Below are 23905 nucleotides of genomic sequence, written 5' to 3' on the forward strand. Positions count from 1 at the left end.
TTCAATTTTTTTTACTGTACACTGAATACTAATAAAGATCGTCTGTTCTTAAATTCAAGAAACGTTGTGTTGCAAAATACGTGCTTAACCAAGTAATTAAAATGCCAATTCCTAAAACGGCCAATAATACCAAGCCAATCATAGCTTTATCTTCTAAAATACCAAGATTTGGAAAACTGGTTTCAACATAAATTAAAACACCAATTAATGCTAAAACGGCCAAAACCGCTCCTATCATTCCTAGTTTTATGCTTCGCATTACAAAAGGTTTTCTGATAAACGCTTTAGTTGCACCTACCATTTGCATGGTTTTGATGATAAATCGGTTGGAATGTATCGATAAACGCAACGAGCTATTAATCAGTAATACGGCAATAACAGCAAGGAATCCGCTGATTATTAAAATCCACATACTCACTTTTTTGATGTTGTCGTTCACTAAATTCACTAATTGTTTGTCATAAACAATATCTGAAATCATAGTATTTTTACGCAAGCCTGCTTCGATTTTTGTGATACTGTCTTTCACTACATAATCGCCTTTCAAGTGAATATCGTAGGAGTTCTGCAGTGGGTTTTCACCAAGAAATTCCATAAAATCCTCACCAATAATATCAGTATGTTCTTTAGCGGCAGCTTCTTTGGTCACATAAGTATATGTTTTTACAAATGGACTTGCTTTTATTTGGGTTCCAAAAGCTTTCACAATACTGTCATTGGCTTCATTCTTGAAAAAAACCGTCATGGCAATATTTTCTTTGAAATCGTTTGCTAATTTTTTAGAATTTATAATGAAAAGTCCCAATATTCCCAATAGAAATAAAACTAAGAATACACTTAGCACTACTGAAAAATAAGAGGAAATTAACCGGCGTTTTTGAAAATTATCAAATGAAGAACTCATAGTTTATTGAAATTATTGGGTAAAAATAATAAAGAATTTCTTTATTTAAAGTTAATAACGCTCAAAGTTTCAACTTTCGTACAATAAACGTAAATTTGCGACCTGAAATTTTCGTAACCTATTCAGGGTTCAAAACCCTTAATGGGTTAAAATAAAGCGCTAAATGACTTGAGTATGTGAAAGCATAACTCCATTAAAATAAAAATAAAAAAGAGGAATGAAATACAATCCGAACGAAATAGAGGCCAAATGGCAGAAATATTGGTTAGACAACGCAACGTTTAAAGCCGAAAACAACTCAGAAAAACCTAAATATTACGTACTTGATATGTTTCCTTATCCATCTGGAGCGGGATTGCATGTTGGGCATCCGCTGGGATATATTGCCTCTGACGTGTATTCAAGATACAAAAGACACCAAGGTTTTAATGTGTTGCACCCAATGGGCTACGACAGTTTTGGATTGCCTGCGGAACAATATGCCATACAAACTGGTCAACGTCCGGAGGATACGACTTCGGTAAATATTGACGGAGGAACGGATAAGGAAGGAAATAAAATTGCGGGTTACAGAAAACAATTAGACAAAATTGGATTCTCCTTTGATTGGAGCCGAGAAGTGCGCACTTCAAATCCTGATTATTACAAGCATACACAATGGATTTTCATCCAATTATTTAATTCTTGGTACAATAAAAACAGCGATAAAGCCGAAGATATTTCGACTCTGGTTTCCATTTTTTCGACAGAAGGAAATGTAAATGTCAACGCCGTTTGTGATGAAAATATTGAAGGTTTTACAGCAAATGAATGGAACGCTTTCGCAAAAGAACAGCAGGAGAAAATTTTGCTGCAATACAGATTGACCTATTTGGCAGAGACTGAGGTTAACTGGTGTCCAGGATTAGGAACGGTTTTGGCAAATGACGAAATCGTAAATGGCGTTTCAGAACGTGGCGGTTTTACGGTTGTTCGTAAAAAAATGACGCAATGGAGCATGCGAATTTCGGCTTATGCAGAACGTTTGTTACAAGGTTTGAACGAAATCGATTGGAGCGAAAGCATCAAGGAAAGTCAAAGAAACTGGATTGGAAAATCCGTTGGAGCGACTGTTTCTTTTAAAGTCGAAAGTCAAAAGTCGAAAGTCGAAAGTGATCAACAATATATAGATGTTTTTACTACAAGACCTGATACCATTTTTGGAGTTACGTTCATGACATTGGCTCCGGAACACGAATTAGTTTCTCAAATTACAACTGCAGAACAAAAAGCAGAAGTGGATGCCTATATAGAAAAAACGTCAAAACGTTCCGAAAGAGAGCGTATGGCCGATGTAAAAACTATTTCTGGGGTATTTACCGGTGCGTATGCTGAACATCCGTTTACGAAAGAACCAATTCCAGTTTGGATTGGAGATTATGTTTTGGCAGGTTACGGGACAGGCGCTGTTATGGCGGTTCCTTGTGGCGATGAAAGAGATTATGCTTTTGCGAATTTCTTCAAAGGTCAACAAGGTATGTCAGCCATTAAAAATATTTTTGATAAAGATATTTCTGAGGCTGCTTTTGGAGCCAAAGAAGGTTTTCAATTGGTAGATTCTGATTTTCTAAATGGATTAGATTATAAAAAAGGGACTCAAAAAGTAATTGAAGAATTAGAAAAAATAAACCAAGGGAAAGGAAAAATAAATTACCGTTTGCGTGATGCCGTTTTCTCTCGTCAGCGGTATTGGGGAGAACCGTTTCCGGTTTATTATGTGAATGGCTTGCCGCAAATGATTGATGCGCAACATTTGCCTATCATCTTGCCGGAAGTAGAGAAATACTTGCCAACCGAAGAAGGTTTACCACCTTTAGGAAACGCTACGGTTTGGGCTTGGGACAGTGTTCAGTGTTCAGTGGTTAGTACTCAGTTAGTAGATAATGTAACCGTTTTTCCATTGGAACTAAATACGATGCCAGGTTGGGCGGGAAGTTCATGGTACTGGATGCGTTATATGGATGCGCACAATGAAAATGAATTTGCCAGCAAGGACGCAATGGCGTATTGGGAAAGTGTGGATTTATACATTGGCGGAAGCGAACACGCAACCGGACATTTATTATATTCCCGTTTTTGGAACAAATTTTTGAAAGACAAAGGTTTTGCACCGACCGAAGAACCATTTAAAAAACTGATTAATCAGGGAATGATTTTAGGGATGAGTGCGTTTGTGTATAGAATATCGTTTACTTATGGAATTGCATCTGAGGGCAATAATGAGGTGGTTGAAACACTTAAGAAGATTCCAACCGTTTTTATTTCACATGAAAAGTTAAAGAAAAATGATCAAGTTTTAAATGGGTTGTTGTCAACAATTAAGTTAAAGGATGAGGTTATTAGTATTGTAAAGAAGAGGACTCAATTGTCAGATGAATTTTTAAATAATTTAGTTCCTTTTATTAGTGGAATACATGTTGATTTAAAAGTAATCAATGAAATAACTAATGAATTAGACATTGAAACTTTTAAGAACCATCCATTATATTCTGATTATAAAGATGCAGAATTTGTCACTGAAGAAAACGGAAAATACATTGTTGGTCGCGAAATCGAAAAAATGTCGAAATCCAAATACAATGTCGTAACACCGGATGATATTTGTAATGAATACGGAGCGGACACCTTGCGTTTGTACGAAATGTTTTTAGGGCCATTGGAACAAGCAAAACCTTGGAATACGGCTGGAATTTCGGGAGTTTTTGGTTTCTTGAAAAAACTGTGTCGTTTGTATTTTGATGACAATGGTTTGATTGTTACCAATGACGAGCCAACCAAAGACAACCTAAAATCATTGCACAAAACCATCAAAAAAGTAGCGGAAGATATTGAAGGTTTCTCTTTCAATACATCAGTTTCTCAGTTTATGATTTGTGTAAATGAATTGTCCACTCAAAACTGTCATTCTCGTGCTATTCTAGAGCCATTAGCGATTACAATTTCACCGTATGCACCGCACATCGCCGAAGAATTATGGTCGTTATTAGGAAATACAGGTTCGATTGCGACAGTTGCTTTTCCTGCTTTTGAAGCTAAATATTTAGTGGAGAGCGAAAAGGAATATCCAGTTTCTTTTAACGGAAAAATGCGTTTCACGATGGTTTTACCTTTGGATTTAAACAAGGAACAAATCGAGGAAATCGTAATGAAAGATGAAAGAACCATCAAACAATTAGAGGGCAGAACGCCAAATAAGGTGATAATTGTTCCGGGAAAAATTATCAATTTGGTGGGATAAATTTTTTAATGATTTTGTAGAGACGCACCGTAGAGACGCACTGTAGAGACGCACCGTAGAGACGCACTGCAGTGCGTCTCTACAATCACAATCTTAACAATCAAAAAATCCGCGCAAACCCGTTTCATCTGCGTTATCCGCGTTCCATTTCACCAATGCCAAATTGACACAATAAAAAATTGGTTCAGATTTTGATGATTCTTTTATAACTTTAACAATACAATTAAAAAACAAAAATATGGGAATGGGTTATTTGATTCTTGCCGGAGCAATTATGCTTTTCAGCTGGTTAGTTAGTTCAAGACTAAAAAGCAAATTTGAACATTATTCTAAATTACAATTACAAAACGGAATGTCAGGCGCTGAAATCGCCGAAAAAATGCTTGCCGATAATGGAATTCGCGATGTGCGAGTGATCTCTACGCCTGGACGATTGACGGATCATTACAATCCGGTAGATAAAACGGTAAATCTAAGTGAGGCTGTTTATAACCAACGCAATGCGGCTGCAGCGGCTGTTGCGGCGCACGAATGTGGTCACGCCGTACAACACGCTGTGGGATATCAATGGCTTACGATGCGTTCTAAATTAGTGCCTGTTGTGAATGTGGCATCAACGTATATGCAATGGATTTTGCTTGCCGGAATCTTAATGATGAAAACTTTTCCACAGTTATTATTGGTAGGAATTATCATTTTTGCGGCAACCACTTTGTTTTCGATTGTTACTTTGCCAGTCGAATATGATGCAAGTAATCGTGCATTGGCTTGGTTAGAAAATAAAAGAATGCTGACGCAACAAGAACAAGCAGGAGCTAAAGATTCGCTTAAATGGGCTGCCAGAACGTATGTCGTGGCTGCTTTGGGGTCAATTGCTACGCTGTTGTATTACGTTTCCATTTATATGGGAGGAAGCAGAAGAGACTAAATAATTGGATTTTTAGATAATTAGACAAAAGCCGTTTGTACTCCAAACGGCATTTTTTTTTCGTTTAATCTAAAAGTCCAATTATCTAAATATCTAAAGTTGAATTTGTCTGTCGATTTGTTGGTCTAAAGAAATGAAGGTTTCTGTTCTGGAAACGCCTTCTATCGCTTGGATTTTGGTGTTGAGTAAATGCATTAAATGTTCGTTATCGCGACAAATAATTTTGATCAGAATCGACCAGTTTCCAGTAGTGTAATGACACTCTAATACTTCCGGAATTTTCTTTAAATCACGAACTGCTTCTGGATTTCGGGCTGCTTTGTCCAGATAAATCCCAACAAAAGCCATCGTATTATAGCCCAAAATTTTATTGTTTACCGTAAACTTTGATCCCGAAATTACGCCGGATTGTTCCAGTTTTCGCAAGCGTTGATGAATTGCCGCTCCTGAAATCCCTATTTTATTGGCGATTTGCAGAATTGGTTTTCGGGCATCTTCCATCAGGTCGCGTAAAATTTCTTTATCGATGCCGTCAATTTCTACTATCAAGGAATTGATTTTCATAAGTTGTGATTTTAAACCAAAATTTAGGATTTAGTTTTAATTTAAAATCAAATTTAAGTAAAAAACGATTAATAAAAATAAATGTAAACTGTTTTAAAAATTCACGTCACAAAAAAAAGCCATTCAGATTTTCGAATGGCTTTTTTAACTGTATTTCAAAAGTTTTTTTATTTTCCTTTATTGGCTTCAATAATGTATTTTTCCAAAGCCATTGTCATCGAAGGTGTTGCTGGTGTTGGTGCAAGAATATCGACTCTTAAACCGTGATCCAATGCTTCTTTCTGAGTTGTACTCCCAAAAACGGCAATTCGAGTGTTGTTTTGTTCGAAGTCCGGGAAGTTTTTGAACAATGATTTTATTCCTGTTGGGCTAAAGAAAGCCAAAACATCATAATATACATCGGCCAAATCGGATAAATCGCTCATTACAGTTCTGTAAAAAACAGCTGGAGTCCAGTCCACTTTTAATGCGTTGAGCGTGATTGGCGCATCGGCATTCAATTGGTCTGAAGCAGGCAATAAGAATTTTTCGTCTTTGTATTTTTTTATCAGTGGAGATAAATCAGCAAAATCTTTTGGTCCAACATAAATTTTGCGTTTTCTATACACTACGTATTTTTGCAGGTAAAAAGCAATGGCTTCGGATTGGCAGAAGTATTTTAATCCTTCCGGAACTTTAAAACGCATTTCGTCAGCTACTCTGAAAAAGTGATCAACAGCGTTTTTGCTAGTTAAAATAATTGCGGTGTAATGATTGAGATCAATTTTTTGAAGTCTAATCTCCTTTGCATTAACTCCTTCTACATGAATAAAAGACCTGAAATCAATTTTTACCTTATGCTTTTGTTGAAGTTCAAAGTAAGGCGAATTTTCCACCTTAGGCTCGGGCTGTGACACCAAAATTGTTTTCACTTTCATATATTAATGTTTTCTAAGCACTCCCTTTTGTAAACCAATAATACATAAAATAATAGGGAGCTATTTCGAGAGCGCAAAGATATAAAATAAAATAAAACAACTTACCGATTATTATATTTTGATGATTTTTTATTGAAATCAAATACGTTAAAACATTGAAAGTTAGTGCTGTAGCCATAATAGCCAACAAAATATTTCTTGAAACGTAGTCGGAATAAAACAAAATAATGTTGATTGGTAGTATAAATAACCAAATATAGGTTCTGTAAGTAACCTTTTGAAGATTAAACTGCTCCATAAATTCTTCAATATTGAACGATGTGGCAATTATTTTTTCGATCAAATATTTCGATAAAATAAAGAAAACCAAAAACGTAAATATTTGTATGTAAAAAATCCAATCCGTTTTTGAACCAAGACCAAAATAACTGAGCGAGATTTGAATAAAAAACGCAAGTGAAATCACTTGGACAAGAAACAACGCAATGGTAAAACCACTCTTTAAATGACTGCTGTCTTTGTAGACTTTATTGTATTTATTCGAAAAAATTAAATTGGCAAAATCACCAAACCTATTTTCGAAAACAGATTTTGTAACAGCAATGATAGCAAATGACAGAACAAAAAGCACGGTAGCCCAGTCTCGGCTGTCAGTTATTCTGGGATGAAGTATAGTTTCGATCATAACATTGCAAAATTACTAATTTTTATTTCATTCTTTTTATTATAATTTTATTAAGGATGAAATGGCATAAAAAGTTTACTTTTGCGGGGAAATTAGTCAAAAATATGAATGATTGTATTGTTATAATTCCTACCTATAACGAAATTGAAAATATAGAAAGCATTATTCGATCCGTGTTTTCGCAGCACAAATCTTTTCATGTTCTTGTTATTGATGATAATTCACCCGATCATACTGCTGATAAGGTTGTTTTGCTTCAATCAGAATTTGGAGGTAGATTATTTTTGGAAAAGAGAGAAAAAAAATCAGGTCTGGGAACAGCTTATGTTCATGGTTTTAGATGGGCATTACTGCATAAGTACGATTTCATTTTTGAAATGGATGCTGATTTTTCACATAATCCAAATGACTTAGAAAAACTATACAATGCGTGTCATTTTGGCGATGCCGATTTGGCAATTGGTTCTCGATATGTTACCGGAGTAAATGTTGTGAATTGGCCGTTAAGCCGTGTGTTAATGTCTTATTTCGCATCGGTTTATGTCAAATTAATTACTGGAATGAAAATTCATGATGCCACAGCAGGTTTTGTTTGTTATAAGAGAAAAGTATTAGAAGAGATCAATTTAGATAAGATAAAATTTGTGGGTTACGCTTTCCAAATTGAAATGAAATACAGAACTTACTGTAAAAAATTTCAAATTGTTGAAGTTCCCATCATTTTTACCGACAGAACGAAAGGACAGTCCAAAATGAGTAACTCGATAATAGTCGAAGCTGTTTTTGGAGTTATTGCCCTCAGATTAAAAAGATTAGTCAACACATTATAAGAAAAAGATACGATGAACAGGGTTTTAATTAAGAATGCCAAAATAGTAAACGAGGGAAAGATTTTTGAAGGCGATGTATTAATTGAAAATGACTTAATTGTTGAGATTTCAGAAAGTATTAGTGCCAAATCCTCTCAATGTAAAATTATTGATGCCGAAGGAAATTATTTGATTCCGGGTGCAATTGATGATCAGGTGCATTTTAGAGAGCCTGGTTTGACGCATAAAGGCGATATTGAATCCGAATCCAGAGCGGCAGTTGCAGGCGGAATTACCTCCTATATCGAACAGCCAAATACGGTTCCAAATGCGGTTACCCAAGAAATATTAGAGCAAAAATATGAATTAGCTGCTCAAAAATCCTATGCGAATTATTCGTTTATGATGGGCGCTACTAATGATAATTTGGAAGAAGTTCTAAAAACAAATCCAAAGAATGTTGCCGGAATTAAAATCTTTTTAGGTTCTTCAACAGGAAATATGTTGGTAGATAATGAAGCGACATTAGAGAAAATATTTTCAAGTACACCCATGCTTATTGCGGTGCATTGTGAAGATGAAACAACCATTCAAAAGAATTTAGCGAAATACAAAGAAGAGTTTGGCGAGGATGTTCCCGTTACCGTACATCACCTGATCCGAAGCGAGGAAGCGTGTTATATTTCGTCTTCCAAAGCGGTTGCTTTGGCCAAGAAAACCGGTGCTCGTTTGCATATTTTTCATCTTTCGACTGCCAAAGAAATGGATTTGTTTACCAATAAAATTCCATTGGAAGAAAAGAAAATCACTGCCGAAGTTTGCGTGCATCACTTGTGGTTTACCAATGATGATTATGCTACGAAAGGCAATCTAATAAAATGGAATCCTGCAGTAAAAACGGCTAATGACAGAAAAGTGCTTTGGGAAGCATTATTGGATGACCGAATTGATGTTATTGCTACAGATCATGCGCCACACACTTTAGAAGAGAAAAAACAATCCTATCTGAACGCGCCTTCCGGAGGGCCATTGGTCCAGCATGCTGTCGTGGCAATGTTTGAAGCGCACCATCAAGGGAAAATAAGTGTTGAAAAAATTGTAGAAAAGATGTGCCACAATCCGGCTAAAATCTTCAAAATTGAAAAGCGTGGTTTTATCAAAGAAGGTTACTATGCTGATTTGGTTATCGTAAATTCAGGTTTACCTTGGAGCGTAAAAAAAGAAAATATTTTGGCTAAATGTGGCTGGTCGCCGTTTGAAGGTTTTACTTTCAAATCCAGAATCACCCATACTTTTGTCAACGGACAGTTAGTCTACACCGCTTTTAAAGTGAAAGATATTCGTGCAGGAAAACGTTTATTATTTGAAAGATAAAATTATCAGATGAGGAAAATTATAACATTTTTAGCGATATTGACTCTTTATGTAAGCTGTAAAGACGAAGTAGTCAAAAAACCGGAGCGTCTTATCGATAAAGAGGTTATGATTGATGTGATGTATGATTTAGCTGTTTTGGAAGCAATAAAATATCAAAATCCTGCTTCTTTGGATACTTTTAAAATAAATTCAAGAGACTATATTTATAAAAAATATAAAATTGACAGTCTTCAGTTTGCCAAAAGTAATGTGTATTACGCATCAGATTATGAGGATTATAAATTGATGTTTGAACAAATCACAAAACGACTGGATGCCAATAAAAAAAGTGCCGATTCCTTAGTAAATTTGGAAAAAAAGAAAAAGAAACCACTTCTTAAAAACAACAAAAAACCAGCTCCGGCTATTGGTGACACTACAAAATTGAAATAAAAAATTTAAGTTTTTAAAATTTCGAAATTTCTTTTATGTAATGTCGAATGTCGACGAAATCGGTTTTCAGTAGGTCTTTGATCTTTTGATTGGAATAAGTACTTTCCGAGTAAGAAGCTCTTGCAGTGGCTTTGGATAATTTTCTCTTTTGACGAAAAACATTCGAAGCCAACCAATCCAATCTCCAAAGAATTTCCATTAAAAAAGGTTTGGCGTGAGTTTTGGGTCGTTGCACACCCAATGCATCAGCCATAGAGTTAAGAATGTCACGGAAAACACTGTTTTCTGCAATCAAAGTAAAGCGTTCATTTTTGATTTCGTTTTGCATTAATTGATGCGCAATTCGAACAACGTCAGTAACAGCAACAAATCCGGTTGAACCCAGCGTGTAAAATTTCAACCCGTTTTTTACTTTCGTAAAAAGTTGTCCACTTCCTTGCTCTCTAAAACCAGGACCAAGAATAACGCCCGGATTTACAATTATTACCTCTAAACCTTCTTGCTGTCCGCGCCAAATTTCCATTTCGGCACCATATTTAGAAATGGCATAATCATTATGGTACTTTTCCGGATTCCATTCGGTTTCTTCGGTAATGAATTTTTCATGAGGCAGCAAATCGCCCAAAGTGGCAATAGAACTTACAAAACACAGTTTTTTTATTTGATAGGCAATACAGAAATTCACAATATTCGCGGTGCCTTCAATATTTGTTTTTCGCAATAAATCTTCATCCTTTGGATCAAAAGAAATTAAAGCGGCACAATGATACACGGTGTCAATATTTTGAAAGGCGATTTCTAACGAAGGAACTTCGGTAATATCTGCGGAAATCCATTCAATTTGATCGAATAACGATTCCTTTTTATAGATAGCAAATAGGGATTTGGTTTTCTCCATCGAAGCGAGACTTCGATATATAGCGCGTACTTTTTCTGTTCCGATACTTCGGGATTCAATTAAATGAAGCAATAAATGTGCGCCTACTAAACCTGTTCCTCCTGTGACTAAAATCATAGTTACAAATGTAATGAAATCAATTTCAACGGCAAAAACAATAGCAATTTCAATCGAATAACATTTTCAATAACAACCTCAATTTTACACATTCAAATTAAGTTTTCCCAAAAAATTGTTATTGTAATTGAAATTGATTTTTGCCACTGATATTATTATCTTTGTGAAAATTGATTAAAAAGATGAAGAATTTTATTGAAGAAGTAACTTGGAGAGGAATGCTCCACGATGTTATGCCCGGCACAGAAGAACATTTGATGGAACAAATGCGTGTGGCGTATGTGGGAATTGACCCAACTGCCGATTCATTGCATATAGGACACTTAGTTGGCGTGATGTTGTTGAAACATTTTCAACTATCGGGACACAAGCCATTAGCGTTAGTGGGTGGTGCAACAGGAATGATTGGTGATCCATCCGGAAAATCGAATGAAAGAAATTTATTGGACGAACCAACATTGCGTCATAATCAAGAAGCTATAAAAGGACAATTATCCCGTTTTCTGGATTTTACTTCTGATGCAGCAAATGCAGCAGAATTAGTGAATAATTACGACTGGATGAAAAACTTTTCTTTTCTTGATTTCATTCGAGATGTAGGAAAACATATCACGGTCAATTATATGATGGCAAAAGATTCTGTGAAGAAACGTTTGTCTTCTGAAGCCGCCGAAGGAATGTCATTTACAGAGTTCACGTACCAATTGGTTCAAGGATATGACTTTTTGCATTTGTACAGAGAAAAACATTGTACGTTGCAAATGGGCGGAAGTGACCAATGGGGAAATATCACCACTGGAACCGAATTAGTTCGTAGAATTGCCAGTGGAAAAGCGTATGCATTGACTTGTCCGTTGATTACAAAAGCAGACGGAACCAAGTTTGGAAAATCAGAAGGTGGAAATATCTGGTTGGACTCGGCTAGAACTTCTCCGTATAAGTTTTACCAATATTGGTTGAATACATCTGATGTGGATGCAGAAAAGTACATTAAGATTTTTACTTTTTTATCCAAAGAAGAAATCGAAGTTTTAACTGAAAAACATAAAGAAGCACCACATTTACGTCTGTTGCAAAAACGTTTGGCCGAAGAAACTACGGTGATGGTGCATTCAGCGGAAGATTTAGAAAATGCAATAAAAGCATCGAATATTTTGTTTGGGAATTCTACTTCAGATGATTTGAAACAGTTGGACGAAGCAACTTTTTTAGATGTTTTTGATGGTGTTCCTCAAGCGGAAATCAGCAGAAATGAAATCGAGGCCGGAATCAATATTGTTGACGTTTTAAACGAGAAGACAGGATTTCTAAAATCGAATGGTGAAGCAAGACGCGCTCTAACAGCTAATTCTATTTCTTTAAACCGTGAAAAAGTTACTGAAGAATTTATACTTTCTAGCAAAGATTTAATCAACAATCAGTTTGTATTGTTGCAAAGTGGAAAGAAAAACTATTTTGTGGTGAGAGTGGTTTAAAGGACCATCAAATTACAACCTCGAATATCAGAATTATCAAAACGTCCCAATACTTCGAAAGAGTTGTTGGGATTTTTTTTGCCCAAATCTTGCGTAGCAATAAACGAACAGGAATTGATATTAGCCAAATCAATCACGTTGATACCGCCCGTTTTTCCGTCTTGGATATAGGTTAAAGCATCTTCGGTATCGCGAACTAGGATTTGTATCCAAGAAGGGCATTCAAATACACCGTTTCCTAATGAATAGGCTTGCGAAAGCAATTCGGTCATCCCATATTCAGAATGTATGGCTGAAACGCCAAATCCTTGACACAATTGTTCGTGCAATTCTTCCCGAATCATTTCTTTACGCTTGCCTTTCATGCCGCCCGTTTCCATGATAATGGTATGCTTCAATTGAAACTTATGCTGTTCTATTAAATCCAATAAAGCAAATGTCACTCCAATCAGAATGACATTTTGACCAGCCTCATCTAAAGCGATGAGTTTGGCAATCAATTCGTCGTGATTGTGCAGGTAAAAACCACTTTCAGGATGAGTGGAAAGTTCAATTAAATCCTTAACCATGTAAATTAATGAAGAGCCTTCTCTTTCCAGATAGGAGGGAAGTAAAGCCAAAACGACATAATCTTCGATATTGCCATAAAATTCAGAAAATCCTTTGCGGTAACTTTCTTCGTATAAGTTAACATCCGTAACCAAGTGTTTGCTGGTTATCATTCCTGTTGTTCCGCTGCTGGTAAAGGTTTCCTGAATTGGATTGATATTAGAAACAACTTGATGACTTTTGAAGAACTGAATTGGTAAAAAAGGAATTTGTTGCAGCGATTTTACTTTGTGAGGATCTGTTTTTAAAAAATTACAAAATTCCTGATACACTTTATTGTTTTCGTATTGGTAACGAAACACTTTCAAGGCAATTTTTTCAAACTGTTTTTGACTGGAAATGGCAAATATATCGGAGGAAGTGATCAAGTTTTTTTTGCAAAAGTAAACAAAATTTTAAAGGCAAAACGATAACGGAATTGAAAAAATAGAACGCTGAGGATAGTATCTATCTGAACAGTATACAAAAAAAGCTCCAATTGGAATTGGAGCTTTTGTGTTAAAATTGCGAAGAATTATCGGATAATTAATTTTCTTGTTGCCGTTGCTTCATTTTCATTAATTTTTATAATGTAAACACCTGAAGGCAAATTAGAAACGTTAAGTTCTCTTGAGCTTAGCATGGTTTGAAGTATTTTTTTTCCTAAAACATCAAAGATAATTATTTCTTTATCTAAGTCATTTTTTGTAGAAATATAGACTTTTCCATTACTCACAGGATTCGGATACAAGCTCAAACCTTCAATTTTGGCGGTTTCTTGTGATCTTGGTTGTTGTTTAGTTTCCTGAGCAGTAACACTCATAGAGAATAAAAAAACCAATAAGAGGATAATATAAAAGTAGTTTTTAGCCATTTGATTTTCAATTGAATAGTAAATATACAAAATATATTTCAAAAAGCATACCACTAATAATTTTGCTCAAAATTAAAAGATAGCGCATATTAAAAAAGATTACTTAACTGTTGTCTTTAGTAACATGATGAAATCAGAACGGTGTTTACTCTTATCTTTTTGCAGATCTTGCTGGAATTCGATTGTTTAATTAACCTTTAAGATCGATCTATTCACTCTGTGTAGTAACCCATTTCCTTGATTTTGTATCATATTGGGTTACTTCGTCTGGAAATTCAATAATAAAATCTCCATTTGAATTTTTAGTATAATATGGGCTTAGATCATCGCCTTCGATGTATTTAGTAAACAACATTGTTGTTTTTTTTTGGAGTTCTGGAACGGGCATTTTCCATGTCCTGAACTTTTCTTCATAAGTTTGAATTGTCTCCCCGTCTTTATATGTCACAGATCCTACTGTGGCTACTTTTTTCACCTGAAGGCTTGGGGCAATTTTTGTTATTGCGAAATAAGCCGTTTCCTTTTCTTTGTCAAAATAATAAAATAATAAATCGCTTGCATCGCTTTTTTTCTTGTAATAGGAATCAAAAATAGTATCGAATTTCGTTTCATGCGTTGCTTTTGGGGCCAAATCGTCATAATAGCGAACAATAGAATATTTGAACTTTGTTTGCTCTTCATTTGTTAAGTAATCGTTAGGATTTGTGTTTTTTTGCTCTGTCACACATCCGTTTAGAATAAAAAACACACCTAAGAATAAGAAATTTTTCATTTTGAAATTGTTTAGAATAATTAAAGAGCTTAATCTAAACAAAGATTAAGCCCTTTAGGTATTTTTTTAATCGTGTTTATTTAATACACTTTTGTTACTGGGTTAAATTCAGCCCAACCATCAGTCCAGTCAGTAGTTCCAAAAGCACCTCTGTATGCAATTTTGGTAAAGAATGCATCTGCAAGTTTTGGGTTAGTAAATGAGGCACCAGTTGTTAATGTACCAGTAGTTACTCTAAAATCAGGATTTGAAGCATAACCAGTACTAGTATTTGTACCAAAGAAAATATTAGTATTCAAACCTAGAGTCAAATAAACGGCCGCTAAATCAGTGTTAACGATGGTTTCATTTGTTGTATTCCAAAGTGCCTCAACTGTTGTAGCTGTAGCAACCATTCCTGTACCAACAGAGAATGTAGTAGTTGGAGCAACCATGATGTTGTTTAGTAAAGCACCTGTTCCAGCAACATAATTATCAACTACTGATTGTTGATTCATACGTAATCCTCTTGGCATACCTACAAAGGCAGAGTTAGCAATTGTTAATGCAGTTCTTCTTCTCAAATCTAAGGCGTGTTGGTAATTTCCATTTACAGATTGAGTATTGGTAATTCTTGGTCCAACTCCTGTAATGTTTGAGAAAACTCCAGTAGTAATCAATGTTGTTAGGTTATCATTAGGTCCATTATCTGTTTCAAAAATATTGGATCCTGATTGATCGGCATAGCTACCGTAACGTACTGATACACCAAATTGAACTTTTCCTGTAAAACCGTAGTCAACATCGAAACAGTCGTCCCACATCGCAAAAGCAACAAGGTATTTAGAATTTATAGATCCTCCAAACCACTCAAATCCATCGTCACCACCAAAAGATACTTGGCAATAATCCATTTGAGTTCCGCTACCTACACCACCAAGTGTGATAGAATTAGTTTCATTGTTTGGTGTCAATTCAATACCTGCAAATTCTACTCTTACATATTTTAAAATACCAGAATTATCTGCATTATTTGTACCTCCAAAAATTACAGCTGGAGTGATTCCTTCAATTGCTGGGTCTGGTTGATTAACTGGTGCGTTACCTAAGATTACTAAACCTCCCCAATCTCCTCTATCACGTGTTCCGGCAGCAAGCGCAGATGTAAATACAATAGGTGCGGTTGCAGTTCCTTCAGCTATTATTTTTCCGCCTCTGTCAATTACCAAAGTTCCCTTGGTTGCTTTATCACCATAAATTGTTGTGCCTGGCTCAATTGTCAGAACAGCGCCGCTTCTTACAAACACTTGACCTTTTATAAGGTATTTTTTGTCTTTTGTTAGCGTTCTGGTTGTAAGATCACCAGTTAATTCAACTGGTCCGCTAGGAGTAACTGTAGGTGGAGTAACATCTACTACAATTGGATTGTCATCATTGCTACATGAATTTAATGTAATGACTGCCGATAGTAAACTAGCCATCAAAATAAGGTTTTTTTTCATTGTGTTTGTTTTAATAATTAATTTATAGTTGTTTAGAAGTTATGTGATATGTTAAGAGAAAACAGAGTTCCCCTTTTAAAAACGGATGTAGCGTTATCAATATTTTTGTTGATTTTTTCATCTCTGTTTGAATCTTCAAAAAATTGATACTTTGCATTTAGTAAATCTTGAATTCCAAATTTAAATGTAGTTTGCTTATATGTTTTTGCAATCGTTAAATCTAAATTGTTTCTCGAAAGTTCATAGATTGTTGGGAAGTTTCTGTCACCAACAGAGAAGATTCGGTTTCCAAAACGGTTGTAGGTTAAGTTAGTTGAGAAACCCGTTTCATCAGCATACCCTAAAGCAACGTTTACAATATATGGTGATTGTCCTTGTAGCGCACGTACCTGCGCCTGAGAAGTAACTGAAGCACCTAAATCAACTTTTGATACGATATAAGATGCATTGACGTTTGCTGAAATTCGACCTAAATATAAATTATCGGTCATTTCTTTGAATGATTTTCTAATTTCTAATTCTAATCCATAATTATACGCATTATCTGCGTTTGCATAGTTGAATTGAGGTTGCTCTGTTGTAATTTGGGTTACGTTTTCTATCGGTTGATCAAACCTTTTGTAAAAAGCACCTAAGCTTACTGTTTCTCCTTTAGTTGGGTAAAACTCGTACCTAAAATCAAGGTTGTCGATTTTTGCGGTTTTCAGTTGTGAATTACCAACTCTTGCAGCTTCATTCTCATAGTCATAAAATAAGAAAGGAGCAATTTCTCTAAATTCAGGACGATTGACGGTTTTGCTATATGCCAGTCTAAGTAAAGATCTTTCGCTGATGTTGTATCCAATGTTAAGAGATGGTAATACAGATGTTACCGGATTTTTAATGTTTTCCGGTCCAAAATCCGTAACACTTTGTAAGGACAAAATGTTGTGTTCGATACGTAAACCACCGTTTATATCAAACTTTTTCAAAGGCAATTCGCCATAAATATATCCAGCTGTTAATAAATTGTCGGCACTATAAGAGTCAATAGTACGCGTTCCTTCTCTCATTATCCAACCGTTAGTTGCATTCACATTATCTGAATTAAAGATTGTGGTTAGCGGAAGTTGTTTCAGCTCATTTACACGATCAATACCTAAATCAGGTAGGTAATAAGAAACATATCTGGAATCAAATTCTCTTTTTCTGTAGTCTACGTAATACCCCGTTTTTAGTTTAATGCTTCCTAATTCTTCATCGTTCTTAACTCTGTCAATAGTATGCGTATAATTAGCACCGTTATTTACGGAATATTCACTCAGTGTTCCAAAATATCTTCCTGTATCAAATAAATTAGTAGATGATGGATCTATCATTTCATAAGGAGCATCTGGATTAGAAGAATCTTTTATAGTTCTAAATCTTCTTAAATCTGGCTCAGATTCATACATGTAATTGTAACCTGTAACCCAGTCAATTTGATTTTTATCATTCAACTTGTGAATTCCCTCTAATTGACCTATGTATATGGAACGTGATTTGTACCCTAACAAATAATTTCTGAATAAATCATCACCTCTTTGCAGAAAATTGTTCCCATTTCGGATGATCGTTTCATTTTCACCTATTTGGTTTAAAAGGTTTTTAAATTTTAAAGTGTTATTGCTGTTTAACTTCAGAATCCAGTTAGAAAGGAATGTTATTCTTGATTCATTTTGGTACGTATCGTCTAAATAGTTCAACCAAAGCGGTGGTCTGCTTTCTCCTTCGTTAAGCGTTGTGTAACGCGTAAATTGTCTTTGATAGGTTTGAAAACTATTAGAATAATTTAGAGAGTTTAAGGACTGTAAACTCATGCCATTTTTGAATTTTTTGTTTCTTCCAAAAGCAAAGCCAACACTGTTATCCAAAAACGCAGTATTTTTAGTCGGATTAAAATTGTTTTGTAATTTAGTATTTGATGCAACCACACCTACTTGAGGATAGGTGTTAATTAGTGCTGCTGAAGGGAATGTACTTGGTAATGTTCTAAACTCATAATCAAAACCTAGAAAGTCTGTTTTTGAGCCTTCACTTTGAAACTGATCTTTTAAAGAGGTGTCGACACGGTATCCAAATCCTAGAGTTGCTCTGTTAAAGTCAGTGATGTTTTCGGATGTGGTAATATTTATAATTCCTCCGGAAAAATCGCCAGGTTTATCAGCAGATCCGGTTTTGTAAATTACCATTTTGTCAATAGCATTCGATGGAATTAAATCAAAAGCAAATGTTCTTTTATCAACCTCTGTACTTGGAGCTACAGAATTATTGATAAGTACATTGTTGTAGCGTTCACTTAACCCTCTAATCATTATAAACTTACCGTCTACAATAGTAACTCCTGGAACTCTTTGAATTGCCTGAGCAGCGTTATTGTCAGTTCCTTTAGAAATTTGTTCTGCAGAAATCGCACTAACTACTTGTTTAGCCTCTTTAATTTCTAACATAACGGCTGTTTCTGTATTCTTTTTCCTGGTGCTTTTTATCACAACATCTTGCAACGTAAAGCCAGCGGAGCCTAATACCTGATTAACTGTAACAGTTTCGTTTGCAATCACAGTTACTGGAACCTCTACTGATTCGTAACCTACAAAACTGAATTGTAAAATGTAATTACCAGCTGCCGCAGAGATTGAGTATTTTCCGTCAATATCAGTATTTGTTCCATTTGTTGTACCTTTAATAAGAACGTTCGCAAATGGCAATGATTGATTGTTAGCATTTTTATCTGTCAAGATTCCAGCTATTGTTCCTTTATTCTGTGAATAAGTAAAAGCAGTTATAAATAACGTTAAAAATATTAATTTGAATTTCATTTGGTTTAATTTTTTTGCAAAGTAACGCCTGAAATGTAAAATGTAAGTTACTGGCTTGTTACGGTTATGTTTTGTTTTAGGTGCTAAAACTTTCCCAATATTAAATTACGGTTAACAGCTTTTCAATACCCCTTTTATTATTACATTTACAATTCAAAAACAATTTTTGGCGCTTTATGAAGAAAAAACACACCAAGATTCTATTAGTGGACGACGAACCGGATATCTTAGAAATTGTGGGGTACAACCTCTCTCAGGAAGGATATCAAATCTTTACGGCGGCCAACGGGAAAGAAGCTGTAGCTGTAGCTAAAAAGGAAATTCCAGACCTTATTATAATGGATGTTATGATGCCAGAAATGGACGGAATGGAGGCTTGTGAAAACATTCGTAAAATCCCAGAACTCAGCAGTGTCCTGATTGCTTTCTTGACAGCCAGAAGCGAAGATTACTCCCAAGTTGCAGGTCTTGATGCCGGTGCCGATGATTATATTACAAAACCCATAAAACCTAAATTATTAGTCAGCAAAGTAAAAGCCCTATTGCGCCGATTAAAAGAAAAAGAGCAAAACAGCGAGACATTAAACGTAGGCGGAATCGAAATCAACCGCGAAGAATACAAAATTGTAAAAGATAATATCGAAATTGCATTACCCAGAAAAGAGTTTGAATTGTTTTATCTTTTAGCTTCAAAACCTGGGAAAGTCTTCAAGCGCGATGAAATTTTGGACAAAGTTTGGGGAAATGAAGTAGTGGTTGGCGGAAGAACAATTGACGTCCACATCCGAAAATTACGGGAAAAAATTGGAGAGGATTTTTTCAAGACAATCAAAGGAGTTGGGTATAAGTTTGAGGTATAAATGACAATAAATTTTAAAAAAACATATCGTTTTGCCGTAAAGTCGGCTTTGTATATTACTCTTTTTTCTACAGGATTAGTTAGTTTTCTTACCTACTTGTTTTTTACTTTTTCGTATCAGTTTTCTCTTATTTTTGCCTTTTCAATTGCTACATTTTCATTTGTCGTAATTCAATATCGTGTGGAGCGTTTCATTTATAAGAAGGTAAAAAAAATATACGATGACGTTTCTTTATTAGAATCAAGCACCTTTAGGAACCAACCCATAACTACTGATATGGCCACGCTTACTCGTGAAGTCAAAAAGTTTGCTACCGATAAAAAGCTAGAAATAGAAACTTTAAAAGTCCGTGAAGAATACCGGAGAGAATTTCTGGGCAATGTTTCTCACGAACTCAAAACACCTCTTTTCATGGTTCAGGGCTATCTGTCAACACTACTCGATGGAGCGATGAATGATAAAACGATTCGGAAAAAATACTTAGAGCGAGCCGAAAAAGGAGTGGAAAGACTCATCTATATTGTTCAGGATTTGGACATGATATCCAAGTTAGAAATAGGTGACCTAAATTTAGAAATAGCGGAATTTGATATTGTTAAGCTTGTTCAAAATGTATTTGATTTGCTCGAAATGAAAGCTTCCAAGAAGGACATTTTGTTAATGTTTGACATGAAATACAACAAGCCGATTATGGTTGTTGGTGATCAGGAAAAAATCCAGCAAGTGGTGATGAACTTGATTGTAAACTCCATTAAATACGGAAAGTTAAAAGGATCAACCGAAGTCAGTATTGAAGACTTAACAGATGAAAAAGTAATCGTTAGAGTAACCGATAACGGTGAAGGAATAGAAAAAAAGAACATTTCCAGACTTTTTGAGCGTTTTTACCGAGTGGATAAAAGCGGTGCAAGAACTGAGGGTGGTTCCGGCTTGGGATTATCAATTGTAAAACACATTATTGAAGCTCATAACGAGAAAATTTATATAGACAGTACATTTGGCGTCGGTTCTGAATTTTCTTTTACATTGGAAAAAGCTAAGTCAATTATATATAAACAGTTATAGGATTACTTGGGTTTCGTTTCTGATTATTTATTAAGTATTGAGCTGGATTTAGATGTCATATTATAAATAAGTTCTTTAAGAGTTTTTATTCAGTGCAAATAGTAATAAAATGTAACTTTATAGTAGACAAATTATACTTGATTCGAGTTTTTGTAATGCAATATGATATAGGATTAAAAATAATAATTTATTGGTCTTTTGGATTGATAGTTCATTACTCAAAAAGACATTGATATAAGTTTTGATGCATCATCGACGAGGATCAAAAAAGTTGATATGGATTGTTTTTTAACATTAACAACTACTACGTAAAGTAGTGTAAATATTTTTTTTAAATAGGCATGGAACAAATATACATAGTAATGCTCGTGGTGTTGGGTGTTTTGGCAATTATTGACCTAGTAGTTGGGGTTAGTAATGATGCTGTGAATTTCTTGAATTCAGCGATTGGTTCTAAGGCGGTCTCCTTTCGAACTATTATGATTGTTGCTAGCTTAGGTATTTTAGTCGGAGCTCTATTTTCTAGCGGAATGATGGAGATAGCGCGCAGCGGAATATTTATTCCGAGCATGTTCAGTTTTGATGATGTGATGATTATTTTTCTGGCTGTTATGATCTCAGATATCATATTATTAGATGTGTTCAATTCAATAGGATTACCAACATCAACAACAGTATCTATTATTTTCGAACTCTTAGGAGCAGCGTTATGTTTAGCAATTTATAAAATTTACATTTCAGACAACAACTTTGCAAATTTAGCGGATTATATAAATACGGAAAAAGCCTCTCAAATTGTATTTAGTATTCTTCTTTCCGTTGTTTTATCTTTTACCCTTGGAAGTTTTGTGCAGTATATTTCACGGTTAATATTTACATTTCAATATGAAAAAAGAGTTGCTTACATAGGTGCAATCTTTGGTGGAATTGCAATAACAGCAATAACTTTTTTTATTTTAATTAAAGGTCTAAAAGGAGTGTCTTTTATTCAGGAAGAGACTCATGAATGGATAAAAGCGAATCAGACACTAATAATAGCAGTAAATTTTGTGTTTTTCACCTTGTTGTCGCAGGTTCTGATGACTTTTTTTAAAGTTAATATTCTCCGCCTAATTATAATTATTGGCACTTTTGCCTTGGCTCTAGCCTTTGCAGGGAATGATCTGGTAAACTTTATAGGGGTTCCAATTGCAGCCTATAATTCGTATAAAATATTTGACGGTTCAGGCGTTGCAGGGGATCAGTTTATGATGGGGGCTTTAGCAGATGAAAATATAGTAGCGCCATTTTATTTTTTATTACTTGCGGGTGTTGTAATGGTTATAACTTTATGGACCTCAAAAAAGGCAAAAAATGTTATTGAAACCGGTTTAAATTTATCTAGACAAGGTGATGGTGTTGAGCGATTTTCGCCCAATATGTTATCGCGATACATTGTGCGTTTTGGTGTTTTTATGGGGCGCGGAGTAAATTATTTTTTGCCAAAATCAATCCAAATTAAAATTGATAAGCAATTTGAAAAAACAGAAATAAAAGGAAAAAAACGAAAGGACGAGCCTGCCTTTGATATGGTGCGTGCTGCTGTAAACCTGATGGTGGCCAGTATTTTAATTTCAATAGGAACTTCGTTGAAGCTGCCACTTTCCACAACCTATGTCACATTTATGGTGGCAATGGGTACTTCATTTGCGGATCGTGCTTGGGATCGAGAAAGTGCGGTGTATCGTATTGCAGGTGTTTTTAATGTCATTGGAGGATGGTTTGTTACGGCAATTGTAGCATTTTTTTCGGCTTTTATTTTTGCATATTTCCTCAAAGTAGGGGAAGTGTATGCTTTTATTGGATTGCTCGTAGGTTTAGGGATTTTGCTATATCGTAGTTCGCGAAAACATAAGGAAATTGTAAAGATTCAGCAAGAACAATTGCTATTAAAAAGGGAGGATATTGTAACTATTAATGAAGTAATAAGTGAATGTTCTATCCAAATATCCCGTGTGGTTAATGGTTCAAATGTGATTTACAGCGGTGTCATTGAAAATTTAGGTCTTCAGGATTTAGGACAGTTAAAAGAAAATAGAAAAGAACTTAGAAAACTGGAAAAAGAAGTTGACGAACTAAAGAGCAATGTGTATTATTTCATAAAGAATCTTGACGAAACCTCCGCAGAAGGCAGTATGTTTTATGTAATGATTTTAGGGTACCTGCAAGATATGATCCAGTCTCTTGGTTTCATCACACAAAATAGCTACTCACATATTAATAACAATCACAAACAGTTAAAGTTCAATCAAATCCGTGATTTAAAAAGTCTAGCAAATGAACTTGAAAAATTATTTGCAGATATTATTGTTATTTTCGAAGAAGGTTCCTTTGATAAAATTGATAGTATTTTAAAAGCTAAAATTGAAATTTTCGATAAAGTGTCGCTTTTAATCAAAAAGCAAATTGAGAGAATAAGAACGGTTGAAACTAGCCCGAAAAATAGCAAATTGTACTTTTCGCTGCTATTAGAAACGAATGATCTGATAAAGGCAGCAATGAATCTATTAGAGTTGTTCAAAGAATTCAATACTCATGCTAACATAAAAGGTAATAAATTTTAATTTTCAAAAGTTATTTTCTTTCCAAATGGTTGGTAAAACTGGGGCTGTTTTGTAATTACCAAACTTTTTTTGGCGTACAAATATCTTGTATTTGTTTTGGGAAACTCAATATAAACAAACAAAAACAGAATTGATTTTACGGCGCTATGGCATTACGAATTCTAAGTGATTGTAAATGTTGCATTTTTTGAGTGTAAAATATATGAGGAAAAAATTAGAATAAAAAACCTATTGCTATAGGCGTCAATAACAATTTCTTAACATTGGCGTTTAACTTAACGATAGCGTAACGTTAAGTTAACATTGCGCTGTGACCTTTGTTGTTTTTAACAAACAACATTTGATCTTGAAAAGAATAGGGGTAATTATCACAACTTTATTTGTTGTGAATATAACATTTGCGCAGGTGGATCCTGTCGCAGATAGTTCCAAAACGAAGGAA

Annotated in this window: 19 protein-coding genes; 9 read left to right on the forward strand and 10 right to left on the reverse strand. The window is 34.9% G+C overall.

Annotation, left to right across the window (positions count from 1 at the left end):
* Nucleotides 1-28: 28 nt before the first annotated feature.
* The gene (locus E0F89_RS02145; protein ID WP_131908215.1) at nucleotides 29-904 is read right to left on the reverse strand and encodes a cell division protein FtsX; all 876 of its coding nucleotides are present in this window, start codon (nucleotides 902-904) and stop codon (nucleotides 29-31) included.
* A gap of 217 nt (nucleotides 905-1121) precedes the next feature.
* Here E0F89_RS02145 and E0F89_RS02150 point away from each other — a divergent pair, with 217 nt between their 5' ends.
* On the forward strand, nucleotides 1122-4181 hold the full coding sequence (locus E0F89_RS02150) for a leucine--tRNA ligase (RefSeq protein ID WP_131908216.1): 3060 nt from the start codon (nucleotides 1122-1124) through the stop codon (nucleotides 4179-4181).
* 238 nt (nucleotides 4182-4419) lie between these two features.
* A complete protein-coding gene (locus tag E0F89_RS02155) occupies nucleotides 4420-5109 on the forward strand; it encodes a zinc metallopeptidase (RefSeq protein WP_196852946.1) in 690 nt (229 codons plus the stop codon).
* 93 nt (nucleotides 5110-5202) lie between these two features.
* Here the strand turns inward: E0F89_RS02155 and E0F89_RS02160 are convergent, their stop codons facing one another.
* The 3 genes from E0F89_RS02160 to E0F89_RS02170 form a co-directional block, all read right to left on the reverse strand.
* Nucleotides 5203-5673, reverse strand: a complete 471-nt coding sequence (locus tag E0F89_RS02160) for an Lrp/AsnC ligand binding domain-containing protein (protein WP_099714208.1) — start codon at nucleotides 5671-5673, stop codon at nucleotides 5203-5205.
* A 167-nt stretch (nucleotides 5674-5840) separates the two neighbouring features.
* Nucleotides 5841-6590 carry a uroporphyrinogen-III synthase gene (locus E0F89_RS02165; RefSeq protein ID WP_131908217.1) on the reverse strand — a complete coding sequence of 250 codons (750 nt, stop codon included), beginning with the start codon at nucleotides 6588-6590 and terminating at the stop codon, nucleotides 5841-5843.
* Between the two features lie 13 nt (nucleotides 6591-6603).
* Nucleotides 6604-7275, reverse strand: coding sequence for a DUF4271 domain-containing protein (locus tag E0F89_RS02170; RefSeq protein ID WP_131908218.1), 672 nt, complete (start codon nucleotides 7273-7275; stop codon nucleotides 6604-6606).
* A 104-nt stretch (nucleotides 7276-7379) separates the two neighbouring features.
* Between E0F89_RS02170 and E0F89_RS02175 the strand changes: the two genes are divergently transcribed.
* Genes E0F89_RS02175 through E0F89_RS02185 form a run of 3 tightly spaced genes read left to right on the forward strand, consistent with a single transcriptional unit; the run spans nucleotide 7380 to nucleotide 9893 of the window.
* Nucleotides 7380-8105, forward strand: coding sequence for a polyprenol monophosphomannose synthase (locus tag E0F89_RS02175; protein ID WP_131908651.1), 726 nt, complete (start codon nucleotides 7380-7382; stop codon nucleotides 8103-8105).
* 12 nt (nucleotides 8106-8117) lie between these two features.
* Nucleotides 8118-9458 (forward strand): dihydroorotase, encoded by a 1341-nt coding sequence (locus tag E0F89_RS02180; RefSeq protein ID WP_131908219.1) that lies wholly within the window; start codon nucleotides 8118-8120, stop codon nucleotides 9456-9458.
* Between the two features lie 9 nt (nucleotides 9459-9467).
* Nucleotides 9468-9893, forward strand: a complete 426-nt coding sequence (locus tag E0F89_RS02185; RefSeq protein WP_131908220.1) for a DUF4296 domain-containing protein — start codon at nucleotides 9468-9470, stop codon at nucleotides 9891-9893.
* 13 nt (nucleotides 9894-9906) lie between these two features.
* Here E0F89_RS02185 and E0F89_RS02190 read toward each other — a convergent pair whose 3' ends face one another.
* Nucleotides 9907-10908: an NAD-dependent epimerase/dehydratase family protein gene (locus E0F89_RS02190; RefSeq protein WP_131908221.1), complete on the reverse strand. Its 1002-nt coding sequence runs from the start codon at nucleotides 10906-10908 to the stop codon at nucleotides 9907-9909.
* A 182-nt stretch (nucleotides 10909-11090) separates the two neighbouring features.
* On the opposite strand from E0F89_RS02190, the gene tyrS reads away from it, so the two are divergent.
* Entirely contained in the window at nucleotides 11091-12383 is a 1293-nt protein-coding gene (gene tyrS / locus E0F89_RS02195; protein ID WP_131908222.1) for a tyrosine--tRNA ligase, read from the forward strand.
* Here the strand turns inward: tyrS and E0F89_RS02200 are convergent.
* The 5 genes from E0F89_RS02200 to E0F89_RS02220 form a co-directional block, all read right to left on the reverse strand.
* Nucleotides 12380-13360, reverse strand: coding sequence for a LuxE/PaaK family acyltransferase (locus E0F89_RS02200; protein WP_131908223.1), 981 nt, complete (start codon nucleotides 13358-13360; stop codon nucleotides 12380-12382). The genes tyrS and E0F89_RS02200 overlap by 4 nt on opposite strands.
* Before the next feature lie 146 nt (nucleotides 13361-13506).
* The gene (locus tag E0F89_RS02205) at nucleotides 13507-13845 is read right to left on the reverse strand and encodes a T9SS type A sorting domain-containing protein (protein WP_131908224.1); all 339 of its coding nucleotides are present in this window, start codon (nucleotides 13843-13845) and stop codon (nucleotides 13507-13509) included.
* Between the two features lie 208 nt (nucleotides 13846-14053).
* Nucleotides 14054-14617 (reverse strand): hypothetical protein, encoded by a 564-nt coding sequence (locus E0F89_RS02210; RefSeq protein WP_131908225.1) that lies wholly within the window; start codon nucleotides 14615-14617, stop codon nucleotides 14054-14056.
* An 80-nt stretch (nucleotides 14618-14697) separates the two neighbouring features.
* Complete coding sequence (locus E0F89_RS02215; protein ID WP_131908226.1) at nucleotides 14698-16098, reverse strand: hypothetical protein; 1401 nt, start codon at nucleotides 16096-16098, stop codon at nucleotides 14698-14700.
* Between the two features lie 32 nt (nucleotides 16099-16130).
* Nucleotides 16131-18935, reverse strand: a complete 2805-nt coding sequence (locus E0F89_RS02220) for a TonB-dependent receptor (RefSeq protein WP_131908227.1) — start codon at nucleotides 18933-18935, stop codon at nucleotides 16131-16133.
* 176 nt (nucleotides 18936-19111) lie between these two features.
* Here E0F89_RS02220 and E0F89_RS02225 point away from each other — a divergent pair, with 176 nt between their 5' ends.
* The 3 genes from E0F89_RS02225 (at nucleotide 19112) to E0F89_RS02235 (ending at nucleotide 23463) form a co-directional block, all read left to right on the forward strand.
* Entirely contained in the window at nucleotides 19112-19795 is a 684-nt protein-coding gene (locus E0F89_RS02225; RefSeq protein WP_131908228.1) for a response regulator transcription factor, read from the forward strand.
* Nucleotides 19796-20860 (forward strand): sensor histidine kinase, encoded by a 1065-nt coding sequence (locus E0F89_RS02230; RefSeq protein ID WP_131908229.1) that lies wholly within the window; start codon nucleotides 19796-19798, stop codon nucleotides 20858-20860. It abuts the gene before it with no gap.
* 341 nt (nucleotides 20861-21201) lie between these two features.
* Nucleotides 21202-23463, forward strand: a complete 2262-nt coding sequence (locus E0F89_RS02235; RefSeq protein WP_131908230.1) for an inorganic phosphate transporter — start codon at nucleotides 21202-21204, stop codon at nucleotides 23461-23463.
* Nucleotides 23464-23905: the final 442 nt, after the last annotated feature.

It is taken from the genome of Flavobacterium caseinilyticum, from assembly GCF_004349085.1.
Lineage (GTDB): Bacteria > Bacteroidota > Bacteroidia > Flavobacteriales > Flavobacteriaceae > Flavobacterium > Flavobacterium caseinilyticum.